Raw genomic sequence first — 24,255 nt, 5'->3', positions numbered from 1 at the left:
GATGACGGACGTGGTGTGGCTCTGCATTCTGGGATTCCTGCTGAGTGGCTGGTTTGTGCTGGACGGCGCCAACCTGGGCCTCGGGATGGCGCTTCGGCACGTGGGGCGGTCCGGCCCGGAGCGTCGGCTGATTCTCACCGGCCTCGGGCCGTTCCTGCTCGGCGGCGAGGTATGGCTGGTCGCGGCGGCGGGGCTGCTCCTCGGCGTCTTCCCGGCGCTGGAGAAGGACCTGCTGTACGCGTACTACCCGGTGATCGTGGCGTTCGTCACGGCTTGGCTGGTACGCGACATGGGGGTGTGGTTCCGCAGCCGGCGGTCGTCCGCGGTGTGGCAGCGTGGGTGGGAACGGTCGATCGGTGCGGCCAGCGGGGTCTTCGCCTTCGCCTGGGGCATGCTGCTCGGCAACGTCGTCCACGGTGTGCCGGACGAGGGCATGCCGGGGGTCGGCACGCTGTTCGGTCCGTACTCGCTCCTCTGGGGAGTCACCGTCGTCGCGGCGCTGCTGATGCACGGCGCGGTCTTCACCGCGTTGCGGATGCCGCGGGCACGACGTGCGCGCGCGGTCCGGACGGCCCGGCGGGCCGGCGGCGCGGTGCTGGCGCTGTTCGGCCTGATCTCCCTGACCACGGTGGCGTTCGGTATCGACCTGGCGCAACGGGCGCCGGTGCTGATCGTGCAGGCCATGGCGATCATCGCGGCGATCGGCGCCGAGCGGCTGCTGACGGCCGGGCGGCTCGGCTGGAGTTACGCCTGCACCGCCCTCGTGGCGGTGGCGCCGGTGCTGATGGCCGGTATCGCGTCGGCGCCGCGGCTGTTGGAGGGCATCGCGGACGACAGTACTCTGGACGTGCTGGCCGGCATCGTCGTCCCTGCCCTTCCGGTCCTGATCGCGGTTCAGGCCTGGATGTGGCACACCTTCAGAGAGCCTGTGACGTCGCGGTCCGCGACGTTCTTCTAGGCGTCGAAGACCGGGGGCCGGTGTACTACACCGTGTCGGAGATTGCGACACTGGCACCAGACGGTTTCAACTATCGGAGCAATTGTCCTGAATACGCTAGCTCGTCGAGTACTGCGCGCCCTGCCGGACGGGCGCGTCGTCGGCATGGGCTTCGTCGTGCTGGCCGTCGTCCTTGCTGCTCTGATCATCGGTCAGGCCGAGGTTCTCGCCGGCCTGCTCGCCGATGCCGTGCTCGAGCAGCCGTCGCCGTCCGAGCTGGCCGGTCCGCTCCTCGCGTTCGGTGCGATTCTCGCCGCCCGAGCAGCCGTGGCGTGGGCACAACAGGTTCTGGCACACCGGGCCGCCGCGTCGGTCAAGGCGTCCTTGCGACGGCAGACACAGCATCACGTGCAGCGACTCGGACCTGGATGGGTAGGCGGGCAGCACACCGGTGGGCTGGCCACCACGCTCGGGCGAGGGCTCGACGCGCTGGACCCGTACTTCACCGGGTACTTTCCGCAGCTGTTCACCACCGCCGTCGTGCCGTTGGCGGTGCTGGTCTACGTGGCCACGGCGGATCTCGCATCGGCGCTGATCATCTGCGTCACGCTGCCCCTGATCCCGATCTTCGGCATTCTCGTTGGGCTGCAGACCAAGAAGGCCACCGATCGCCAGTGGAAGGCGCTCGAACGGCTCGGCGGACGTTTCCTCGATCTGGTCGCGGGTCTGCCCACACTGCGTGCGTTCGGCCGGGCGAAGGCGCAGGCACTCGCGGTGCGCCGGTCGGCGGAAGAGCACCGATCGGCGACGATGGCGACGCTGCGGATCGCTTTCCTGTCGGCGCTGGTGCTAGAGCTGGTGGCGACGCTGTCCGTGGCCCTGATCGCCGTACCAGTCGGCCTGCGGCTGCTGGACGGGGACCTGGGCCTGCACACCGCGCTGCTGATTCTGTTGCTCGCCCCCGAGGCGTACCTGCCGCTGCGGGTACTCGGATCGCAGTTCCACGCCAGCACCGAGGGCCTCGCGGTTGCGGAGCGCGTCTTCGCCGTCCTCGACGAGGATCCCCCGGAACCCGCCGCGTCCGCCCTGCCCGACGCGCGGGCCGCAACCGCGTCGACGGCACCCGGCCTCCGGGCCGGCGTCGGCCGGATCGAGCTGGTGGACGTCACCGTGCGGTACCCCGGACGGGATACGCCGGCCCTGGACCGGGTCTCGCTCTCGGTCCGGTCGGGAGAACGGGTCGCCCTGGTCGGCCCGAGCGGGGCCGGGAAGAGCACGTTCCTGTCCGTTGTGCTCGGCCTGGTCCGGCCCGACGTCGGCCGGATGCTCGTCTCGTTCGGCGCGCGATCCGGCACAGCGGACGACATGGTCGATCTCGGCGATATCAACCTCGCGGAGTGGCGGCGACACGTCGGGTGGGTTCCGCAGCGCCCGCACCTGTTCGCCCGGACGGTGGCGGACAACATCCGGCTCGGGCGGCCGGACGCGGACGACGACGAGGTACGACGCGCCGCCGAACTGGCCCACGCGGATGAGTTCATCGACCGGCTACCGTGGCGGTTCGACACCGAGTTGGGTGAGCGTGGCGTCGGGCTGTCTGCGGGCCAGCGGCAACGGATCGCGCTGGCCCGGGCCTTCTTGCGGGACGCTCCGCTGCTCGTGCTGGACGAACCCACAGCCGGTCTGGACGCCGCGAGCGAGTCCGTGGTGATCGAGGCCACCGCCAGGCTGATGGCCGGGCGGACGGTGCTGGTGGTCGCGCACCGGCCGGCGGTCGTCGCCGACGCCGACCGGGTCATCCGGCTGGAACGCGGCCGCCTGGCTGGCGACGAGCCGCCGGATCCGGACCCGGATCAGGGCACCGCCACCACCCCGATCGCGGGGGTGAGTTGATGGCGGTGGACACCGCGCGGACCACGGAACGCTCGGCGGCGGCGGACGCCGGCGAGCCGCTGCGGCGGCTCCTGCGGTTGCTGCGCCCGCATCTGTCCCGGCTGATGCTCGCCGCCGGGGCCAGTGTCCTGGCCGAGCTGGCGGCGCTGGGCCTGATGGGGACGGCGGCCTGGTTGATCGCCCGGGCCGCCCAGCAGCCTCCGATAGCGGCGCTGTCGCTGGCGATCGTGGGTGTACGCGGGTTCGCGGTCTCCCGGGGTGCGTTCCGTTATGTCGAGCGGCTGGCCAGCCACGACGCGGCGCTGCGGGCGCTGGCCACCATGCGTGGCCGGGTGTACGACGCGCTCGTGCCGCTGGCCCCCTCCGGACTCCCGGCGTTCCGCAGCTCGGATCTGCTGAGCAGGATGGTCGCCGACGTCGAGGCGGTGCAGGACGTCGTCGTACGCGTCCTGGTTCCGGCGCTGACCGCCGGTGCCGTTGGCGCTCTGGCGATCGCCTTCGGCGTCGTCGTGCTCCCGGAAGCCGGTCTGGTGCTCGCGGCCGGACTGCTGGTGGCGGGCGTTCTGGTGCCGAAGCTGGCGGGAGCACTCTCACGGCGCGCCGCCGAGCAGCTTGCCCCGGCACGCGCGGAACTGGCCGCTCGGAACGTGGACCTGCTGCACGGCAGCGCGGACCTGGCCGTCTTCGGTGCCACCGGTGCGGCGCTCGCCGACGCGGAGCGAGCGGCGGACGATCTGGCCAGAGCGGAGCGCAGAGCCGCGCTGACCACGGCGGGCACGCGAGCGGTAGCCATGCTCGTGCAGGCGGCCGGCACCGTGGGCGTCACGGTGCTCGCCCTCACCGCGGCGACGGACGGTCGGCTGTCGGCGGTGATGGTTCCGGTGCTCGCACTGCTCACGCTCATCTCCTTCGAGCCGGTGCTGCCGCTGGTCGCGGCGGCGCGGCACGTGCAGGAGGCGCGTACCTCAGCGCGACGCGTCATGGCGGTGCTGGATGCGCGCCCTCCGGTGGCCGAGCCGGCCGAGCCGCTGCCGGCCCCGGGCGCGGACGCCGTGATCGAGGTGCGCGACCTGCGCGTGCGGTACACGCATGATCGCGAGCCCGCACTGGACGGCGTCGATCTCCGGCTGGAGCCGGGCCGCCGGGTCGCGGTGGTCGGGGTGAGCGGTTCGGGCAAGAGCACGTTGCTGGCGGCGCTGATGCGATTCGTCGAACCGTCGTCGGGTTCGATCCTGATCGACGGCCGGGACCAGGCGGAGTACGCCGGAGACGACATACGTGCCCTGATCACCGGGGTCACCCAGGACACGCATCTGTTCCACACCACGGTGCGGGAGAACCTCAGGCTGGCCGCGCCGTCGGCGGACGAGGAAGAGATGCGCTCCGCGCTCGCCTCGGCTCGCCTGCTGGAGTGGGTGGACTCATTGCCGAGAGGGCTCGACACCGTGGTGGGCGAGGCGGGATCACAGGTCTCCGGTGGCCAGCGGCAACGAGTGGCGCTGGCGCGGGCGCTGCTGGCCGACCCACCGGTCATCGTGCTGGACGAGCCCACCGAGGGGTTGGAGCCCGACACCGCCGACGAGCTCGTCGCGGATCTCCTCGCGTCGACCCGCGGCCGGACGACGTTGCTGGTCACCCACAGACTGGCCGGGCTGGAACAGGTGGACGAGATCGTGGTGCTGGATGCGGGCCGGGTGGTGCAGCGCGGGCGACATGACGTGTTGCTCGCGGTCGCCGGCCCCTATCGCGACCTGTACTGGGCGGGCCGCGGCGGTACGACGCCTGAACGGGGATAGCCCTCTTCTGAGATGAGCCGGTCGTCCACAGGGATGACGCGAGGGTTCGGCTTCCGGGATGAGCCCCGGGAGGTTGACGGTGGGTACCGTTTTGTCCGTGTCCACATTGATCGACGCGCACCTCGCCCAGGCGTCCGGCTTGCACAAGCGCTTCGGCGACATTCATGCGGTCAACGACGTCTCGCTGCATATCGACCCCGGTGAGACCTACGGCCTGCTCGGGCCGAACGGCGCCGGGAAGACCACCACGATCTCCATCCTGGCCGGCCTGCTGGAGGCCGATGGTGGCACCGTCGAGGTCGCCGGAGCGCAGATCCGGCCCGGCTCCACCCGTGGCCGGGAGGCGATCGGTCTGGTGCCGCAGGACCTGGCGATCTACCCGGACCTGACCGCCGACGAGAATCTGAAGTTCTTCGCCTCCCTGTACGGGATGCCGAAGAACGATGCGAAGACGCGTATCGACGAGGTGCTGGACGTCATCGGTCTGAGCGACCGCCGCAAGGACCGCGTGAGTACCTACTCCGGTGGTATGAAGCGCCGGTTGAACATCGGTATCGGCTTGCTGCACTCTCCGCGGCTGTTGATCCTGGACGAGCCGACCGTCGGCGTCGACCCGCAGTCTCGCAACGCCATTCTGGAGTCCGTCGAGACGCTGTCCGAGGAAGGGATGGCGGTTCTCTACACCACCCACTACATGGAGGAAGCCGAGCGGCTCTGCGACCGGATCGGGATCATCGACTCCGGCACGGTCATCGCCGAGGGCACCGCCGCAGAACTGACGTCCAGCATCGGTGAGCAGGAGCGGATGCGGATCGAGATCAGCGGATCCGTGGACGAGGCGGCGCATCGGATGGAGTCCGCCGAGGGGATCAGCGACGTCGCGGTAGAGGACCGGGCGATCGTTCTCCTGACCGACGACGGCTCGCGGCGCCTGCCGGACGTCATCCGGCGGTTGAGCGACACGGACATCCAGATCGGCTCGATCGACATCTCCCGGCCCGACCTGGAGGCCGTATTCCTGCACCTGACCGGCAAGGCGTTGCGCGAATGATCGGCGCGATCAGCACCCTCGTCGGCAAGGACCTGAAGGAGCGGCTCCGCGACAAGTCGTTCTTCCTGCTGGGGATCCTCACACCCTTGATGCTGGCGTTCATCATGGACCTCGTCTTCGGCGACCTCGGCGAGGGTGAGCTGGAGGTGCGGCTCGGCGTGGTCGATGCGGACTCCAGCGAGATCGCCGGGCACCTGCGGGAAGGTCTGGCCGCGCTGGACGGGGAGGGCGGCGTCGAGGTCGATGTGCTCGATCCGGGCACCGACCCGGACGATGCCGTGCTCGACGACGACCTGGACGCCGTCATGGTGATCCCGGACGGTTTCGGCAGCGGTGTCGCCTCGCCCACAGGTGACGCCCCCGGGCTGGAGATCGTGGAGAACCCGGAGCGGCCGGTACAGGCGGGCGTGGCGGAGTCGATTCTGGACGGTTTCGTCGCCGACCTGGAGCGGACCCGGCTGATCAACGCGGCCGGCGCGGAGCTGGGTCTGTCGGAGCGGGTCGAGCTCTCCGACTCCGGAGTCGCCCCGGAGCGGGAGACCCCGGGCGGCGAAGGCCTGGACATGGGCGCACGCATGATGGCCGGCATGGCCGTGATGTTCGTCTTCTTCACCGTCCAGTTCGGGGTCACCACGCTGCTGAACGAGAAGGAGAACGGCACGCTGACCAGACTGCTCGCGGCGCCGATCCCGCGCGACTCCATCGTGGCGGCGAAGGGTGTGGTCAGCTACGTGCTCGGCGTGCTGGCCACGATGATCCTGATGGTGGCGGCGACGCTGCTGATCGGAGCCTCGTGGGGATCGTGGCTCGGGGTCACGCTGCTGGTGCTCGGCGCTGTGCTGACCGCCGTCGCACTCATGGCCGTGGTCGCCGGCGTGGCGAAGACGGCGGAGGGCGCGGGAGCGGCGCAGGCGATCATCGCCGTCGGTCTGGCGATGCTGGGCGGCTCATGGTTCGAGGTGTCCGGCGAGGGCTTGGTCGGGTCGCTGGCGAGGCTCACGCCGCACTACTGGTTCCTCGGCGGGCTGGAGGACCTCGCCGACGCGGACTCGTGGACCGTGGTGGGTACTCCGGTGGCCGTCATGGCACTGATATCCGTGGTGGCGGGCGTGCCCGCGGCCGTGTTGCTGAGGCGGAGGCTGACGCCGTGATCACCAAGATCGTCACGATCGCGCGGTACAACCTGGTACGGATGTTCCGGGAGCGAGCCAACCTCTTCTTCGTGCTCGTCTTCCCGATCGCCATCATCGCGGTGATCGGCACGCAGTTCGCCGGGGAGGACACGCCCGAAGTCGGTCTGGTCGGCACGGGTGATCTCGCCGAGCGGACGGCCGACCGGCTGGAGGACACGGGCGCCGCGGATGTCCGGCGGGTGGACACCGCGGCGGATCTGCGCGACCTTGTGGTCGACGAGACACTGCCGGCCGGGATCGTCGTGCCCGACGACGCGGAGGCGGTCCTGCGGGACGGCCGGACGCTCGAACCGGTCGTCATGCTGGGATCGGGAGAGGATGCCGCGCAGCTCGAAGGGGTGCTGACGCGGGCCGTCGAAGCGGAGGCCGTGGTTCCGCGAGCCACCGGCGAGTTGGTGAGCCGGATGGATGCGTCCCCGGAGGAGGCGTCTAGCGTCGTCGCCGGGATGGCGGAGGCGCTGCCCGCGGTCGAGATCGAGCGGGTACTGGCCGGGGGTGGTGATCCCGACGAGGAGGAGTACGGCATCGACCAGGTCGCGGTCGGCATGCTGCTCTTGATGACCTTCCTCAACGCGTTGACCGGCGCGGCGTCGCTGATCCAGAGCCGCAAGCACGGCGTCAGCCGCCGGATGATGGGCACGCCCACCAGCCTGCGCACCATCGTGATCGGCGAGGGAGCCGGCCGGTGGAGTGTCGGGATGTTCCAGGCGCTTTACATCATGGTGGCGTCGGCTCTGATCTTCGGCGTCACGTGGGGTGACATACCGGCTGCCGTGGTGGTGCTCGTCCTGTTCGCCGCCGTGGCCGCCGGCGCCGCGATGCTCGTCGGTGCCGTGATGCACAATGACGAGCAGGCCGCCGGTGTGACGGTCATGGTCGGCCTGGGGCTGGGAGCGTTGGGCGGGACGATGCTGCCGCTGGAGCTGTTCGGGTCGACGATGAACACGGTCGCGCACTTCACGCCGCATGCGTGGGCGATCGACGCGTTCACGGAGCTGACCCGGCGCGGCGGCACGGTGGCGGACATCCTGCCCGAGCTGGGCGTACTGGCGGCGTTCGCCGTCGTCCTGTTCGCCTTGGCCGCATGGCGCCTACGCCTGACACTCACCCGCCTGTGAGAGCGCGCGGCTCAAGCATCAGCACGAACAACGGCGTGGCCGGGCCGCGTATTTCGGCACGACAGACTACACAGTCTGCCGTGGACCGGTTCACAGTCGCACGACAGACCACACGGTCTGCCGTGAACGCGGCCGTCTCCCACACGTCTCCTCACACAACCGGCTCGTGAGGGTGGTCGTGTGAATGTCTGCCGGTCGAGACACGGTTGTGTGCACCGTCGTGTGAACTCTGACCGCCGTAGGCCGGGTTTCCACGGCCGTGCGGCCCGCCGTGCGCGTTCTGGCCGCGTATAGCGGTCAGACCCCGCACGACCGGTAACACGGGGCGATGAATCGGCAGCGATTCCCACGACGGCCTACACAACTGCGCGCAGCCGACCGTTCTGGCTCCGCGTCGACCGACGAGAACGATCCGGTTCACAGCGGGATACCCACCGCTCATCGCGGCGCGGAAGGGCGACGGCGGTCGTGCAGCAGTCCCCCCGGGCCCCGGGCGGCACCGGCCCGGCCCAAACCCAGCCGCGCACATGTGGGCAGGCGTGAGGTAAAACGCTCGGACGAGTCGTGGTCGAGCACCGTGTCGTCAAGATCGAACAACGCCCAGGTCATGCCTGACGCCGGCTGGCGGTTCCGTACGTGACGCGAGGCGTCACCGCGTGTCTGATGCGTGTTCCTCCTCCGCGGTGGTAACCCGCGCATAGGCCCTCGGCGCGTGGCATCTGTCGACATCATCGGACCTATAGCCGAGACGATGTCAAGAGCTATCAGGACCATCCAACTGCGATATCCACAGGCAAACGCAATGTGTAGACACTGAACATCCGATTACGCAGGATATAAGGATGCATGACGAGGATGACGACATCCACCGGCTACTCGCCAGAATCCTGCGGGAACAGGACGGCGTGTTCCGATTGAGCCAGATCGCCCCTCCGCTGACCTGGGCGGCCGTGAACCACGCGGTGCGGAGTGGGCGATGGTCGCGACCGCATCGTGGTGTGTACGCGTTGCATAACGGCGAGCTCACCGAACGGCAAGAGTTATGGGTCTGCCTGCTGGCTGGGCCGCCAGGTTCGGTGCTGGGCGGCCTGACCGCGGCTGGTCTCGACGGGTTGCAGGGCTTCGAGGTGCCCGAGCGATACCTGATCGTGCCGGACGGCGCACGGGCGCCCACACGCGCGCGGCTGGTCGTGAAGATGTCGAGCCGGCTCGGCGAGGAGGACGTCCATCCGTCGCGTACGCCGTTGCGAACCCGGATGCCACGCAGTCTGGTGGACGGCGCGTCATGGGAGGCGGCGAAGTCACGGGCACGGGCGGTCATCCTGGCGGGCGTGCAGCAGCGTCTGGTGCGGCCCGACGACCTGCGTGATGCGCTGAGCCGCCGCGGGCCGTGCCGGCACCGGCGGGTGATCGCGGAGTCCATCGACGACGCCGAGGGAGGCATCACGTCAGTCCCGGAGCGGCAGTTCGAACAGATCCGGCGGCGGTTCCAGCTGCCCGAACCCGAGCGCCAGGCTGTGGTTAGAGGCCCCGACGGACGGTTCTACCTGGACGCGTACTGGCGCCGGTACAACGTCAGCGCCGAGATACACGGCACGCAGCACATGGAGATCGTGAACTGGGACGCTGACCTAAACCGGCAGGCGATGCTTGTGGCAGGTGGCAAGACGGTCCTCCCATTCACCTCCTACGCCGTCCGGCACCGGCCGGAACATGTCGGCGCGATCCTGGTGGAGGCGCTCCGCAACGCGGGATGGCCGGGCTAGGCCCGAAGCTCCCGACAACGTCGGACGTATAGCCCAGACGGCGTCAAGAGATTGCGGCGAGGGCAGGGCAAACGCCGGTCACGACGTGGGACCTTGGTCCGGTCGCGGGGCTACGCCGTGTCCAGGGCTCGGGCGAGGTCGCGCCAGAGGTCGTCGACATCCTCGATGCCGACGGACATGCGGATCAGCGACTCGTCGACCGTCTCGCTCTCGGCCGGCCACCGCCGTCGCCGCTCCAGGGTGGACTCCACCCCGCCGAGGCTGGTCGTGTTGACCCAGAGCCGGACGGCGTCCACCACCCGGTCAGCGCCGGCGGCCCCGCCGTCGACCTCGATCGAGCAGATGGTCCCGAACCCGGGATAGCGCACGACGTCGACGGCAGGATGGTCACGCAGACGGCGTACCAGCTCGGCGGTGGTCGCCTGGGCGCGTTCCAGCCGGACACCGAGTGTGCGCATGCCGCGCAGCGCCAGGTACGCCTCCATCGGGCCGGGGATCGCGCCGTGCAGGCGACGGTGCCGATCCAACCGAGCGAACAGATCATCGTCGCGTACCACGGTGGCACCGAGGAGGACGTCCGAGTGGCCGCTGAGCAGCTTGGTGACACTGTGCACGACGACGTCGGCGCCTTGTTCGAGCGGGCGCTGCAGGAGCGGCGTGGCGAAGGTGTTGTCGACCACCGTCAGCGCCCCGCTGTCGCGGGCGGCGGCACTGATCGCGTCGATCTCCGCCACCTCCAACGTGGGATTGGCGGGGGACTCGAGCCAGATCATCGCCGCGCCGACGGCGGCCTTGCGGACGGCGTCGGTGTCGCTGACATCCACCTGGCGCAGCTCGATCCGGCCCGCGTCGCGTCGTTCCCGAAGCTGGTCGAGCACGCCCAGGTATGCGGTCTGCGGGGCGACGACGACGGCGTCGGCGTCGGCAGCGGCGTCGGGCAACAGCGCCAGCACGGCACTGCTGGCGGCCAGGCCCGACGCGAACGTCAGCGCACGTCCCTGTTCCAGGCCGCCGAGCACCTCCTCGAACGCCTCCCAGGTGGGGTTGCCGTAGCGGCCATACCCGCGCTCACCGCCGGCATGGTAGGTGGAGGCGAAGGCCACGGGTTCGTTGAGCGGCGCGTCAGGAGCCGGATCCGGCCGGCCGTCGGCCACCAACCGGGTCTGCGCGGACAGGGCCGGATCGCGGGAAATCGCCATGGTGCCAGTATCCGTGACGCGTCCTGGACGTGAGCCGGCGGCCGGCGACATACCGGGCCGATGGTCCCGGAGGTCGCCGAAGGGACGGCGGCTGGGCGCCAGGGGTCCCGACGGTACGGTGGGGAAATGACCAGTGCTCTCGTCAAGGACGATGCTGCCCTCGCCGAACTCCGTACGGTGGCCGGTGCTGACGCGGTACGGACGACCGTGACCGACCTCGCCGCGATGGCCCACGACGCGTCGCACTATCTGCTGCATCCCCGTGGAGTGTTCGTGGCGAGGCACACCTCCGACGTCGCCGATGCGCTGCGGACGGCGGGACGCCACTCCCTGCCGGTCACCTTCCGCTCGGCGGGCACCAGCCTCTCCGGGCAGGCGTCGTCGTCGGGGTTGCTGGTCGACACCAGGAGGCATTTCTCCGGCATCGAGATCCTGGACGACGGCGCGCGTGTCCGCGTCCAGCCCGGCCTGACGCTGCGCCAGGTCAACGCCCGGCTGGCCCCGTACGGGCGCCGCCTGGGCCCGGATCCGGCGAGCGAGTCCGCCTGCACCATCGGTGGCGTCGTCGCGAACAACTCCAGCGGAATGTCCTGCGGAACCACCGACACGGCATACCGGACCGTCGAGTCGATGGTGGTGGTCCTGGCCAGCGGCACCGTCCTGGATACCGGTGCGTCCGACGCCGACGATCGGCTGCGAGCGCTCGAGCCGGACCTGTATGGCGGGCTGGTCCGGCTCCGGGATCGCGTCCGCGCCGACGCCGGGATGCGTGCGGTCATCGAGCACCAGTTCTCGATGAAGAACACCATGGGGTACGGGGTCAATGCGCTGCTCGACTTCACCGAGCCCGTCGACATCCTGACGCACCTGATGGTGGGCAGCGAAGGGACGTTGGGTTTCGTCGCGGAGGTCACCCTGCGTACAGTGCCGCTGCTGCCGCAGGCGGCGACGACGCTGCTGGTCTTCGACTCCCTGCCGCGGGCGACCGATGCGCTGGAGGCGCTGATCTCCTCCGGCGCGCGAGCGGTCGAGCTCCTGGACGCGGCGTCGCTGCGAGTGGCTCAGACGGATCCGCAGGCGCCGCAGGCCATCCGGGGGATCGACGTCCGCGGGCACACCGCACTGCTGGTGGAATATCAGGCGCAGACGGCGGCGGAGCTGGACGACGCGGTGCAGGTGGCACGGCACACCCTGGACAGGCTGACGTTCGGCGCCGCCGATGACCCCGCTCCCGCCGCGCTGAGCCGGGACCCGGCCACTCGGGCGCAGCTGTGGCGCGTACGCAAAGGCCTGTACACGGCGGTGGCCGGCGCGCGACCGGTGGGCTCCACCGCGCTGCTGGAGGACGTCGTCGTGCCGGTGCCGGTGTTGACCGACACGGCGAACACGCTCATCCGCCTGTTCGACGCCCACGGTTACTCCGACGCCGTCATCTTCGGGCACGCCAAGGACGGCAACCTGCATTTCATGATCAACCCGATGCTCGCCGACCCGCAGGAGCTGGCGCGGTACGAGGCGTTCACCGATGATCTGGTCGGCCTGATCCTGGGCCACGACGGCTCGCTGAAGGCGGAGCACGGCACCGGCCGGATCATGGCTCCGTTCGTCCGGCGGCAGTTCGGCGACGACGTGTATGAGGTCATGCGCGAGATCAAGCGCTTGTTCGATCCGGCCGGGCTGGTCAATCCCGGGGTGGTGATCGACGACGATCCGCAGGCGCACGTGCGCAACCTCAAGGTCGTCCCGGCCGTCGACGTGGACGTGGACGCCTGCGTCGAGTGCGGGTACTGCGAGCCGGTCTGCCCGTCCCGGAACACCACGACGACGCCGCGGCAGCGGATCGTGCTGATGCGCGAGATCGCGGCGGCGACCGGTGAACGGCGACGCCGGTTGGAGGAGGAATACCGCTACGCCGCCGTGGACACCTGCGCGGCCGACTCGCTCTGCGTCACCGCCTGCCCGGTCAACATCGACACCGGCAAGGTGATGAAGGGCATGCGCGCGGAGCGGCATGGTCCGGCCGCCCAGCGCGCCGGCGTGACGGCGGCCAGGCACTGGGCGGGCGCGGTGCGTGGGCTCCGCACGGGTCTGAAGGTAGCCGAGGGTGTACCGGATCCGGTGTTGCGCGGTGTCACGACGGCGGGCCGCCGGGTGCTGGGCACAGGTGTGGTCCCGGACGCGAGCGCCGGCCTGCCGAACGCCGGAGCCGCACGTCCCGCGCCGCGGGCACCGGCCGACGCATCGGCGGTCTTCTTCCCGGCCTGCATCGGATCCCTGTTCGGCCCGGCCGGCGGCGAGCTCGCCGGAATCGGGGCCACGGCGGCGTTCCTGGCGTTGTGCGAGCGGGCCGGGGTGACGGTGGCGATCCCCGACGGCATCGCGGGCTTGTGCTGCGGGACACCATGGGCGTCGAAGGGATTCACGGACGGGGCGGCCGAGATGGCCGGCCGGGTGTTCACCGCCGTGTGGGACGCCTCCCGGGGAGGTGAGCTACCCGTCGCGTGCGACGCGTCGTCGTGCGCGCACGGCCTCGAGGGCCTCGGCGCGGAGCTCGACGGCGTGGCGCGGGAACGGTTCGAGCGGCTGCGGGTGCTGGACGCGGTGACGTTCGTGCGGGAGACGCTGCTGCCGCGGCTGCGGGTTCGCCGGCGGTTGCCGTCGCTGGCCGTCCATCCCACCTGTTCGACCGTGCACATGGACACCGGCGGCGACCTGCGCGTGGTAGCCGAGGCGGTGGCCGAGCGCGTCGTCGAGCCGAAGGCGTGGGGATGCTGCGGCTACGCAGGAGACCGCGGCATGTTCTACCCGGAGCTGACGGCCGGCGCCACCGAGGCGGAGGCTGCGGAGCTGGCCGGTGCGGACGTCGTCGGATACGCCTCCACCAACCGCACCTGCGAGCTGGGCATGAGCCAGGCGACCGGCCAGGAGTACCACCACATCCTGGAGCTCCTCGAGCTCGCGACCCGCGAGGCCCGGTAGCTGCTCGGCCGGGCGTCCGTCGTCACGGCGAGAGTGGCGGTGCCGAGTCCCGCCGTGACGAGGTCGACGCCGAGGATGTGGCGTGGTCGTGTGCGTCGACGAACGCGCGGGCCGCGTGCAGCATGTCCGCGCGGAGCTCAGGGGGATCCAGCACGACGACGTCGCCGGCGAGGCCGAGCAGGTACACGCGCGCCTCGTATCTCTTCTCGAACGTCATCGCCACCTCCCACCAGCCGTCGTCGCGCTGCGTGGCCTCGTCGATGACGGCGTTCGGCGCCCACCGCAGCCGGTGCCCGGCCGCGTCCCGCACGCGCAGTCGTACCGGCGTGTCGCGGAGGCCGGCGAAGTACTGCTCGTTGGTCTGTGTCCAGTGTTCGGCGAGATCGAATCCCGGCGGGCGCTGGAACCGCTCATCGGTGAGCTCGACGTGACGGATCCGGGACACCCGGTACGTCCGCAACGCGCCGTCGTCGCGTTGGGCGACGAGATACCAGGCACGCTTCTTGGCGACGAGGCCGAGCGGAGCGACGACGAAACCGGTGCCGGACCCGGCGTCCTGATCCGTACCGTGCTCGGCGGCGTCACGGTGATCGGCCGCGCCGTAGACCATACGGACCAGCAACTCGTCCCACAGACCTTGCTGAAGCACCGGTAGCCAAGTCCCGGACTCGCGGCCGCCGGTCCAGTCCGCGTGGTCGACCAGGATGCGTTCCCGGGCGAAATCGGCGGCACGGCGTGCGCTCGCCGGAACGGTGGAGAGCAGCTTCGCGGCCGCGCTGCGCGCGGCGGTGCCGAATCCCAGGTCGGTCAGTATGTGCTCGGTGGTGGAGACGAACAGCGAGGCCGCCTCGGCAGGCGTGAGCCCGTTGAGCCGGGTGCGATAGTCCGCCGCCAGGGACCAACCCCCGGCATGGCCGCGATCGGCGTAGACCGGGACGCCGGCCGAGCTCAGCGCGTCGAGGTCCCGTTGGATGGTGCGGGCGGAGACCTCGAGGCGTCGCGCCATCTCCGCTGCGGTGAGCCGGCCATGGGCCTGTAGCAGGAGCACGATCTCGACGAGGCGGTCCGCACGCATGAACCTAATATGACACGACGTGTCCTATTAGGCCCCTACCGTCGTCTCTATGAACGACACATGGCGAACCGATCTGCTCGATCAGCTCGAGTTCTACTGGGCGGCTCACCTGATGCCGCGCCTAGCCGGTCTCACCGACGACGAGTACTTCTGGGAGCCGGTGAGCGGGTGCTGGAGCGTGCGGCCCGGCACCGACGGCGAATATCACCTCGAACAGTTCTCACCGGATCCGCCGACGCCGCCGCTGACCACCATCGCCTGGCGCGTGGTCCATGTCGGCCGGGACATCTTCGGCACCCGTGCCCGGGCCTTCTTCGGTCCGACGCCCGGCCCGGACGACGCCGATATGTATGACACACGTCACTGGCCGGAACCGCTGCCGCACACCGGAGCCGATGCGATCGCGTTTCTGGAACAGGCGTACACGCTCTGGCACGACGGCGTAGCGGCCCTCTCCGACGAGGAGCTCCGGCAGCCGCTGGGGCCCAAGGGCGCGGCGTTCGCGGAGGAGCCGATGGCCAAGCTGGTGCTGCACATCAACCGCGAGGTGATGGCGCACGGCGCCGAGATCTGCCTGCTGCGCGACCTCTACCAGGCCCATCGCGATCGTGAGGACCCGTTGGTGGCGGCGTGCCTGGCCGGGGACGCGGCGACGGTCGCAGCGGTGCTGGCCGGGTGGCACGGTGACGTCGACGTCGCCGGTGTCCGGGCGGCACGGCCGGAGCTGGTGGCGGAGGCAGCCGGTCTACGTCATTGGAGCGTCGTCCGCGAGTTGGTGACCGCAGGGTTCGAGGTGAACGGCGGCCGGATCTCGGCGCTGCATTCCGCCGCGGCGGCGGGCGCTCTGGACGAGGTCCGATTCTTGGTGGAGCATGGCGCGGACCTCGCTGCCACGGACGCGGAGTTCGGCCTTCCGCCGGCCGGCTGGGCGGATCACTTCGGCCACACCGCCACCGCCGACTACCTCCGCCACCCCAGCTAACCCCCGCCCTAAATGATCACGTGAAGTGGGTTTTCTCGTGCCGTACCAGGTCTGCAGGCATGGTAGTGCTGGAGAAAACCCACTTCACATGATCATTTAGGGGCGCCGGCGGGCATGAAGAAGCCCGCCCCGGAACAGTTTCCCGGGGCGGGCTTCGTGGTGTTACTTCAGGCGTTGCCTGTCAAGCGTTGACCTCTCAGGCGTTGCTCGCGGCGTTGCGGCGAGCGCGCAGCGCCACCGCTCCACCGCCCGCGGCCAGCAGGCCGACGCCGATCAGGATCATCGGCATGCTGCTGGAACCGGTGTCGGGAAGGTCGTCGCCCTCCTCGTCACCACCGTTCTCGTCGCCGCCGTCCTCATCGCCGTTCTCGTCGCCGCCGTTCTCGTCACCACCGTCTTCATCGCCGCCCTCGTCGTTCTGGACGGTGAAGTCGACGCTGGCCTCGGAGTCGGTCAGCTCGGGGTCGCCATCCTCCATGGTGGCCATGGCGGTCAGCGTGTACTCGCCGTTCTCCAGGTCCTCGTCCGGGTCGAACGTCCAGTTGCCCTGGTCGTCGATCTCGAACTCACCCGGCCAGTTGCCCGGCTCGTCCTCCTGAGCCGGCGCGACCTCGCCGGCCGCGGCGCTGAACTCGGAGGCGGACTCGGCGTCGTTGCTGCTCTCGATGGTGCCCTCGATCTGCAGGCTCACAGTGGCGCCCGCGAACGACGTGCCCTCGAAGACCACGTCACCGGTGACCTCAGCGCCGTCCTCCGGGACGGTGATGGTCACGTCGTCGGCCTCGATGCCGAGGTCGGAGACGGTGGCCTCCTGGACGTCCTCGCCGGCCGTCTGGGTGACGGTGGCGTCGAACCGCTGGCCGACCGGAAGGTCGCTGTCCGGCTCGATGGTCCACGATCCGTCGTCCCCGACCGTGGCCGAGCCGTACTCGTTGTCACCGATGCTCAGCACGACTTCAGCCCCGGGCTCGCCGGTGCCGTTGAACGGCGGGCGGGTGTTGCCGGTGGTCTGACCGTCGGAGGGGGACTCCACCTGCAGCTCGGCGACCTCAGGCTCCTCCTCCACCGTGAACGTTCCCGCGGCCTGCTCCGACTCGGAGTACTGGCCGTAGTAGGCGGTGGCGGTGTAGGAGTACTCGGCGCCGGCCTCGAGGGTCTCGTCGACCTCCACGGTGAACTCACCGTCGGCGTTGACGTCGGCCTCGTAGTCGCCCACGCCCTCGATCGAGACCAGCACGCGGTGGTTGGCGCCCGCGTTCTCGACCGTGCCGCTCAGCGTCGCGCCGGACTCGGTTGCAGTGGCGTTCTCCACGACGGGCGTGTTGACCTCGACGTTGAGCTCCCACTCGTCGCCGTAGAAGTCGAACGCGTTGTTGGTTCCACCGGAGACGGCGTAGCCGAGGCTGAAGTCGGAGCCGCCGCCGTCCCAGCTGTCGCACTCGGTGCGGCCACCGTGGGTGGAAGCGGAGTTCACGCCCAGCGCGTAGTTGCCGACGATGATCGAACCGCCGCTGTCACCGCCCAACAGGCATGCCGTGAAGGTGAAGCCGTCGACGTCACGGCCGTCCACGTCGATCGTGGTCTCGGTCTCGGTGATCTCGCCGCACTTCCAGCCGGAGGTGGCACCGGACTTGCAAGCCTGAGCACCCTCGACCGCGTCGACCGAGTCGTAGATGGTGACGGCGCCGTCGGTCGGGTCACCCTCACCGTCGCCCCACTCGGAGACCTGGGGCACGTTGTCCCAGTTGGAACCGGTCACATCGACCAGGCCGGCGTCGTGGTTGTCGCCGAACTGGCTGGCGCCCGGGACGAATGCACCGATCGGCTCGCCGATCTGCTCGACCCAGCTCTCGTCGTCCCAGATCGGACCGTCGACGTCGATGTGGTCGACGTCACTCATCTCCTCGTCGTTGCCGTCGAAGGCGCAGTGGCCGGCGGTGAGAAGCCGGTCGTTGCCGCCCGCGTCGTAGCCGTTGAAGCCGACCGAGCAGCGCCACAGGTAGTCATCCGAGCCGTAGCCGGTGTACCCGTAGCCTCCGCGCAGGTCCTCCGCGGGCTGGAAATCGTAGTCCGAGTAGTCCTTGGCCTCGGGCTTGCCGACCTCCACGTTCGCGGCGCCGGTTGCCTCAGCTGCGGCGACGTCCGCCTCGGAGGAGACGTAGATGGTGACGGCCTGGCCGTCGATCGCGGTGCCCTCGATGCCGACGCCGTCGGCCTTCAGATTCGCGCTCACCTCGGCGGCGACCTTGGTCGCTTCCGCGTTGGCCAGGTAATCCGCGGCAGAGATGCCGAGATCCCGCTCGATGGCCTTCTGAAGACCGGCGGGGAGTTCGGCCGCCTTCGCGGCGAAGTCCGCCGGATCGAAGGTCTCCAGAACAGTTTGCAGTGTGGATTCGTCTTCCTCTGCGTACGCGACGCCGGTTGTGGCGACCGCGCCCGCGCCGACGACGGCGGTGGCGGCTAGTACGCCCGTCAGCCGTCTCGCACCGCGCCGGTAGCGGTACTTGGAGTTACTCACGCACATCTCCAGTTCTTTGTCATGAACATCGTGTCCCGGTTGCCCGCTGCTGTTCGCAGAAGGCGGCCTGCTGGCCCTGAGAACCAGCAGACCGGAACCGGGGTCACGGTACCGGAGGAAGTGCGCCGTTCGCATCCACCCCGCCGTGCTGCCAGAAATAACCGTTCGGTAACGATCGCTCTACCAGCGGAACCAGGTGCGGAGTGTGATGGAAGTGACAGAAGTTTTTTAAGAGGCGCACGTGACGAGAGTGAATCTATGTCCGCACTTGTAGGTATTTGTCGCTACAAACGTGCTTGCGCTTTCCGGATGCGCCGCCGCGGTGTCGCCGGATCACGAAAAGTCCAGCACAGTACGGCTGAAAGGCACCCGCGGCCCGGGCGGTGACGGACGACAAAGAAGTCCGGCCCCGGGGAAAGCTCCCCGGGGCCGGACCTCGTCGTGTTACTTCAGGCGTTGCCTGTCAGGTGGTGATCACCTCAGGCGTTGCTCGCGGCGTTGCGGCGAGCGCGCAGCGCCACCGCTCCACCGCCGGCAGCCAGCAGGCCGACACCGATGAGGATCATCGGCATGCTGCTGGAACCGGTGTCGGGCAGGTCGCCACCGTCCTCGTCGCCACCCTCGTCGCCGCCGTTCTCGTCGCCGCCGTCTTCATCGCCGCCCTGGTCGTTATTGACGGTGAAGTCGACGCTGGCCTCAGAGTCGGTCAGCTCGGGGTCGCCACCCTCCATGGTCGCCATGGCGGTGAGGGTGTAGGACCCGTTCTCCAGGTCCTCGTCCGGGTCGAACGTCCAGTTGCCCTGGTCGTCGATCTCGAACTCACCCGGCCAGTCGTCCAGGTGGTCGTCCGCGGCGGCAAGCTCGCCGGCGCTGACCTCGATCTCGCCCTCGATCTGCAGACCGATCGACGCACCCGGGAAGGAGGTGCCCTCGAAGACCACGTCGCCGGAGACCTCAGCGCCGTCCTCGGGGACGGTGATGGTCACCTCGTCGGCCTCGATGCCGAGGTCGGAGACGGTGGCCTCCTGGACGTCCTCGCCGGCAACCTGGGTCACCGTGGCGTCGAACCGCTGGCCGACCGGAAGGTCGCTGTCCGGCTCGAGGGTCCAGTCACCCTCGTCACCCACGGTCGCGGCGCCGAACTCGTTGTCGCCGACGGTCAGGGTGAGCTCGGCACCGGGCTCACCGGTGCCCTCGAACGGCGGGCGGGTGTTGCTCGTGGTCTGCCCATCGCTCGGGGAGTCGATCACCAGCTCGGCGACGTCCGGCTCCGGCTCGCCTTCCTCGACGGTGAAGGTGCCGGTGGCAGCCTCCGACTGCGAGTACGCGCCGTAGGAAGCGGTGGCGGTGTAGGAGTACTCCGCGCCGACCTCCAGCGCCTCGTCGATCTCGACGGTGAACTCACCGTCGGCGTTGACGTCAGCCTCGAAGTCGCCGAGGCCGTCGACCGTCACCGACACGCTGTGGTTGGCGGCGGCGTTCGCCACCGTGCCGTCCAGCGTCGCGCCCGACTCGTTCGCCGTGGCGTCCACCTCCGGGGTGGCGACCTCGACGTTCAGCTCCCAGTCGGAGCCGAACAGCTCGAACGCGTTGTACTCGGTGCCGGTCAGCGCGTAGCCGATGCCGATGTGGTCGCCGGGCACCCAGTCGGCGCACGTCGAACCGTCGGGCAGCACCGAACCGCCGGAGTTCACGCCCAGCGCGTAGTTGCCGACGACGATCGAGCCGCCGCTGTCGCCGCCGAACATGCAGGCGCCGAAGATGAAGCCCTGAACGTGGGCCTCGTCGCCGTAGTTGACCTGCTCGTCCTCAGCGAAGACCTCGCCGCAGGTCCAGCCCGTGGTGGCGCCAGAGCTGCAGGCTTCCTGGCCGACCATCGGAGCGATGTGGTCGTAGACCGTCACCGCGCCGTCCTGCGGGCTGCCCGCGCCGCCGCCCCACTGGGAGACCTGGGGAACGTTGCCCCAGTCACCGGTGGCGTCGATCAGGCCGCCGTCATGCCAGACCTCGAAGCCGAAGTGGTTCGAACCCGGCACGTGCGCGCCGATGAACTCGCCGAGATCGTCCAGGCTGGCCACGCCGTCCGGCCCAACCGGCTCGTCGAGATCCAGGTGGTAGACGTCGCCCAGGTCGTTCCCGTCCGGGCCGTCGACGCCACAGTGGCCGGCCGTCAGGACGCGGTCGCTGCCGCCGCCGTCGTAGCCGTTGAAGCCGATCGAGCACCGGGAGTTGGGCTCCTCGCCTACGAACGACACGTAGCCGTAGCCGCCCTTGAGGTCGTCCTTCGGCTCGACCTCGTAGTCGGAGTAGTCCTTCTCCGGCGGCTCGCCGACCTCAATGGTGGCGCCGATCGACGCCAGCAGCTCCACCTCGGCCTCGGCCGAGACGTAGATGGTGACGTCCTGGCCGTCGATGGAGGCGCCGTTGATGCCGACGCCGTCGGCCTCGAGCTGGGCGACGACCTCGGCGGCGACCTTAGCGGCCTCCGCGTTGGCCAGGTACTGCTCGGCCGACAGGCCGAGGTCCCGCTCGATCGCGTCGACCATGCCCGTCGGCAGCTCGGCTGCCTGGGAGGCGAAGTCCGCCGCGTCGAACGTCTCTAGGGTGGGAAGGGATTCGTTCTCGTCCGCGTACGCGACGCCGGTTGTGGCGACTGCGCCCGCGCCGACGACGGCGGTAGCGGCCAGCACGCCGGCCAGCCGTCTCGCACCGCGCCGGTAGCGGTACTTGGAGTTACTCACGCACATCTCCAGTTCTGTGTCATGAACATCACGTTCCGGTAGGCCCCCCAAAGAAATCCGGAGAAAGCACACTGTTGACGCATTCGCCAACAGACCGGAACCGGCGTCACGCTACCGGAGGAGATGTCGTTTTTGTACCCACCCCCAATGTGCTGAGTAAGGCGGACATATGGTATAGAGCCTAAAATTATGGTGATTTGTCCTAATTTGTCATGTAAGTGGGCGTATAGCGACGCGCGCGCGTGCGTATAACGCAGCCGATCGGGGGGGATCTGGCAACACGTCGTGGGCTTGCGGGCGGGGAGGGCGTGACGTCGCCCAGACGGCCGGAGCGTGCACAGCCGGAACCGGAACGGTCGGCGCCGGAACGGCCGGGGCCGGAACAGCCAGGGCCGGAACCTGCCGGATCCGGCCCGCTGTGACCGTTCAGGAGCGGGTGAGAGGCGCGCGGCGGCTCCGGGTCCAGAGCAGCGCTCCGCCGCCCAGCACAGCGAGCGTGAGGCCGGTCAGCAGCATCAGCGTGGAGCCGCTGCCGGTGTCGACGAGATCGTCGTCCGGGGCTGCACGCATGCCTTGCCTGGACGGGTGCGCGATCTCCAGGGTGGTCGCCGCGGACCGTGGCGACGTCAGGTCGTCGACGGCTTGCACGGCCGTGATCGAGTACGTGCCGGGGGGCAGGTCGCCGATATCGGCCTGCCAGCTGCCGGTGTCATCGGTCTGCGCGAGGTAGTCGGCGGGGGCGAGTTCCGCCTCACCGGAATCGTGCCCATCGGTTGCGGGCTCCGTCTCGGTGACGGCGGCATCGTCGCCGGCCTCCGGCTCGATCCGGAGTGCCACGGTGCTGCCCGGGATCCCGGTTCCGGTGACGACGTAGCCGTCGTCGATGTCCTCCTCGGGTGCACTGACCAGAGGCGCGCCGGGCGTGATCCCGACGTCCTCCACCTCCACGTTGTCGATAGTGCCGGCGACGTCCTGGGTCACCGTGGCGTCGAAGCGCCCGGCCCGGATCCCGTCGGGTGGCTCCACGCTCCAGGTGCCGTCGTCGTTCACCTCCGTCGACACCTTCTGGTCGTCGAAGGTCAGCGTGATCTGCGCACCAGGGTCGCCGGTGCCGGCGAATCGAGGCTTAGCGTTGCTGGTCTGTTCGCCTGCCGAGGGCGTCAGCACCACCAGGGAGGCCACCTCCGCGACCGTGAAGCTGCCGTTCACCGTATCGGAGATCAGCGGTTCTTCAGCGCCGGCCGGGGTGTGCGTGATGGTCGCGCTGTAGCTGTGCCTGCCTGGAGCGAGCGGGTCCCGCACGGCGGCACGCCACCGTCCGTCGGCGCCCACCTCGGCTTCGACCGGATCCGAGCCGCCGATCGTCACGACGACGGTGGACCCGGGTGCGGCGTCGGCGCGTCCGCGGATGGTGGGGTGCCGGCCCGTGACGTCGTCGTCGGTCGGTGCCGTGACGGTCGGGGCGCCGACGTGGACGGCCAGGCGCCAGTCGTCGCCATACAGCGACTGGAGGCTCTGCTCGCCTCCGGAGACGGCGAAACCGGCGGCGACGTCCAGGCCGTTCTCCGCACCGCCGTCCGTGCAGTCAGTGCCGTTCCAGGTCGTGCCGGAGCCGATCCCGACCGCATAGTGGCCGGTCATGATCGGGCCACCGCCGTCGCCGGGCAACACGCAGGCATCGATCAGGAAGCCGTTCACGCGGTCGCTGCCGCCGACGGGTATGTCGCTGCCGGCGTCCAGCACTCTGCCGCACGTCCAGCCGGACGAGGCGCCCGCCGCGCAGACGGGTGCGCCGGCGATCGGTTTGATCGAGTCGTAGACCGGCATGGCGGCCTGATCGCCGTCGCGGGGCGCGCCGGCCGAAACCGTCGGCTGCAGATCCCACGCCGAGGACGTCACGTCCAGCAGGGCCGCGTCCGCTCCGTCGCCGACGTGTGCGGTGTCGGTCAAGAACCGGCCGAGCGGTCCCGGAGCGGTGTCCTCGTCGTGCTCGTCCTCGCCGGCCTCGTGGCCTTCGTCGTCCTCGTCGGACGTCAGGTCGAGGAGATCGTCCGGGAGCAGGCCTTCCTCGTCTTCCTCGCTGTCTTCCTCGTCCGAATCGGGATCGCCGGCCAGCGGGAAGCCTCGAAGGGCGACCGGACCGTCCAGCGGGCCCGACTCTCCCTGGGTGCAGCGGCCCGCTGTAGCGGTCAGCGTATCGCCGTCATCGGTCACGCCGGTGAAACCGGCCGTGCAGTCGTAGGCCGTCTCCTCGTCGCGGGTCCAGTAGCCGTAACCGCCGCTCAGCTCCGACTCACCGGTTTCGCCGGAGGACCCGGCTTCACCTCTGCGGCCGTCGAGGTCGGATCCCCGCCGCACGGCGCTGATCAGCTCGGACTCCACCGGGACGACCCGGCTTTCCGTTCGGTCGATATAGGCGACTCTGCCCTGCTCATGCGCGGCACGCTGGGCGTCGGTGAGGGCGTCGCCGACGTGCACACGGGCGCCGGTGGCCGCTACCGCGGCTTGGTCGGAACGGCTCTCGACCACCACGTGCAGCGTCTGATGATCGAGCCACGCGGCCACCACCAGGTCGCCGAGCGAATCGATCACGTCGTCGGCGACGTGCGCCGTTGCCGCCTGCGCCAGGTACCGTTCGGCGGTGGTGTCCAGGTCACGCTCGATCGCTTCCATGAGGCCGCCCGGAAGTTCGGCGGCCTGATCGGCGAAGTCATCCGGCTCGAACTCGGCCATCGTGACGTCCGCCTCCGGCGCCTGAGCTACCTCCTCTGCGGCGTTCACGGTGGCAGCCGCCAGCGGGGCGCCGGCGACGGAGACACACACAGCGAGCATGCAGCGGCTTACGGCCACTCCGCTCATGCGACTCTCCTCATCCCCGTATGGATCCTGACCCGCGCGAGTCGTGAGACTAGCGGACACTGCATCACGCGCGTGTACGGGATCCTGCAAACCCGAGCAAGGTTACCCGCGATAGGGGCTCTTTGCGACCGGATCGTTTGGTTGGGGC

At 69.7% G+C, this 24,255-nt stretch carries 14 protein-coding genes; 9 read left to right on the top strand and 5 right to left on the bottom strand.

What is annotated here, in order from left to right; all coding sequences use genetic code 11:
• The first annotated feature begins 1 nt into the window (after position 1).
• From G1H10_RS20420 to G1H10_RS20390, 7 genes are all read left to right on the top strand, one after another.
• Positions 2-958, top strand: a complete 957-nt coding sequence (locus tag G1H10_RS20420; protein WP_163741189.1) for a cytochrome d ubiquinol oxidase subunit II — start codon at positions 2-4, stop codon at positions 956-958.
• Between the two features lie 144 nt (positions 959-1,102).
• The gene (gene cydD, locus G1H10_RS20415; RefSeq protein ID WP_163741188.1) at positions 1,103-2,830 is read left to right on the top strand and encodes a thiol reductant ABC exporter subunit CydD; all 1,728 of its coding nucleotides are present in this window, start codon (positions 1,103-1,105) and stop codon (positions 2,828-2,830) included.
• Positions 2,830-4,626, top strand: a complete 1,797-nt coding sequence (gene cydC / locus G1H10_RS20410) for a thiol reductant ABC exporter subunit CydC (RefSeq protein ID WP_163741186.1) — start codon at positions 2,830-2,832, stop codon at positions 4,624-4,626. The genes cydD and cydC overlap by 1 nt, the downstream gene beginning before the upstream one ends.
• A 97-nt stretch (positions 4,627-4,723) precedes the next feature.
• Positions 4,724-5,677, top strand: coding sequence for an ABC transporter ATP-binding protein (locus tag G1H10_RS20405; protein WP_216853480.1), 954 nt, complete (start codon positions 4,724-4,726; stop codon positions 5,675-5,677).
• Positions 5,674-6,828 (top strand): ABC transporter permease, encoded by a 1,155-nt coding sequence (locus G1H10_RS20400; RefSeq protein ID WP_163741182.1) that lies wholly within the window; start codon positions 5,674-5,676, stop codon positions 6,826-6,828. Before G1H10_RS20405 ends, G1H10_RS20400 begins: the two co-directional genes overlap by 4 nt.
• Positions 6,825-7,988 carry an ABC transporter permease gene (locus G1H10_RS20395; RefSeq protein WP_163741180.1) on the top strand — a complete coding sequence of 388 codons (1,164 nt, stop codon included), beginning with the start codon at positions 6,825-6,827 and terminating at the stop codon, positions 7,986-7,988. Before G1H10_RS20400 ends, G1H10_RS20395 begins: the two co-directional genes overlap by 4 nt.
• Positions 7,989-8,830: 842 nt before the next feature.
• Positions 8,831-9,754 (top strand): type IV toxin-antitoxin system AbiEi family antitoxin domain-containing protein, encoded by a 924-nt coding sequence (locus tag G1H10_RS20390; protein ID WP_163741178.1) that lies wholly within the window; start codon positions 8,831-8,833, stop codon positions 9,752-9,754.
• A gap of 110 nt (positions 9,755-9,864) precedes the next feature.
• Here G1H10_RS20390 and G1H10_RS20385 read toward each other — a convergent pair whose 3' ends face one another.
• Positions 9,865-10,953, bottom strand: a complete 1,089-nt coding sequence (locus G1H10_RS20385) for a trans-sulfuration enzyme family protein (protein WP_163741177.1) — start codon at positions 10,951-10,953, stop codon at positions 9,865-9,867.
• A gap of 126 nt (positions 10,954-11,079) precedes the next feature.
• Between G1H10_RS20385 and G1H10_RS20380 the strand changes: the two genes are divergently transcribed.
• Positions 11,080-13,932: an FAD-binding and (Fe-S)-binding domain-containing protein gene (locus G1H10_RS20380; RefSeq protein WP_216853479.1), complete on the top strand. Its 2,853-nt coding sequence runs from the start codon at positions 11,080-11,082 to the stop codon at positions 13,930-13,932.
• Positions 13,933-13,954: 22 nt separating this feature from the next.
• On the opposite strand, the gene G1H10_RS20375 is transcribed toward G1H10_RS20380, so the two are convergent.
• Positions 13,955-15,007, bottom strand: a complete 1,053-nt coding sequence (locus G1H10_RS20375; protein ID WP_163741173.1) for a helix-turn-helix transcriptional regulator — start codon at positions 15,005-15,007, stop codon at positions 13,955-13,957.
• A gap of 49 nt (positions 15,008-15,056) precedes the next feature.
• On the opposite strand from G1H10_RS20375, the gene G1H10_RS20370 reads away from it, so the two are divergent.
• Entirely contained in the window at positions 15,057-15,989 is a 933-nt protein-coding gene (locus G1H10_RS20370) for a DinB family protein (protein ID WP_163741171.1), read from the top strand.
• 196 nt (positions 15,990-16,185) lie between these two features.
• Here the strand turns inward: G1H10_RS20370 and G1H10_RS20365 are convergent, their stop codons facing one another.
• From G1H10_RS20365 to G1H10_RS20355, 3 genes are all read right to left on the bottom strand, one after another.
• A complete protein-coding gene (locus G1H10_RS20365; protein ID WP_163741169.1) occupies positions 16,186-18,507 on the bottom strand; it encodes an Ig-like domain-containing protein in 2,322 nt (773 codons plus the stop codon).
• A 479-nt stretch (positions 18,508-18,986) separates the two neighbouring features.
• Positions 18,987-21,248: an LPXTG cell wall anchor domain-containing protein gene (locus G1H10_RS34650; protein WP_163741167.1), complete on the bottom strand. Its 2,262-nt coding sequence runs from the start codon at positions 21,246-21,248 to the stop codon at positions 18,987-18,989.
• A 426-nt stretch (positions 21,249-21,674) separates the two neighbouring features.
• Positions 21,675-24,107 carry an Ig-like domain-containing protein gene (locus G1H10_RS20355; protein WP_163741165.1) on the bottom strand — a complete coding sequence of 811 codons (2,433 nt, stop codon included), beginning with the start codon at positions 24,105-24,107 and terminating at the stop codon, positions 21,675-21,677.
• Positions 24,108-24,255 lie beyond the last annotated feature (148 nt).

Origin of the sequence: Phytoactinopolyspora halotolerans, from assembly GCF_010550675.1 — a bacterium.
Lineage (GTDB): Bacteria > Actinomycetota > Actinomycetes > Jiangellales > Jiangellaceae > Phytoactinopolyspora > Phytoactinopolyspora halotolerans.
Note: the sequence above shows the minus strand (reverse complement) of the source record. Positions and strands in the feature narration are given on the sequence as shown.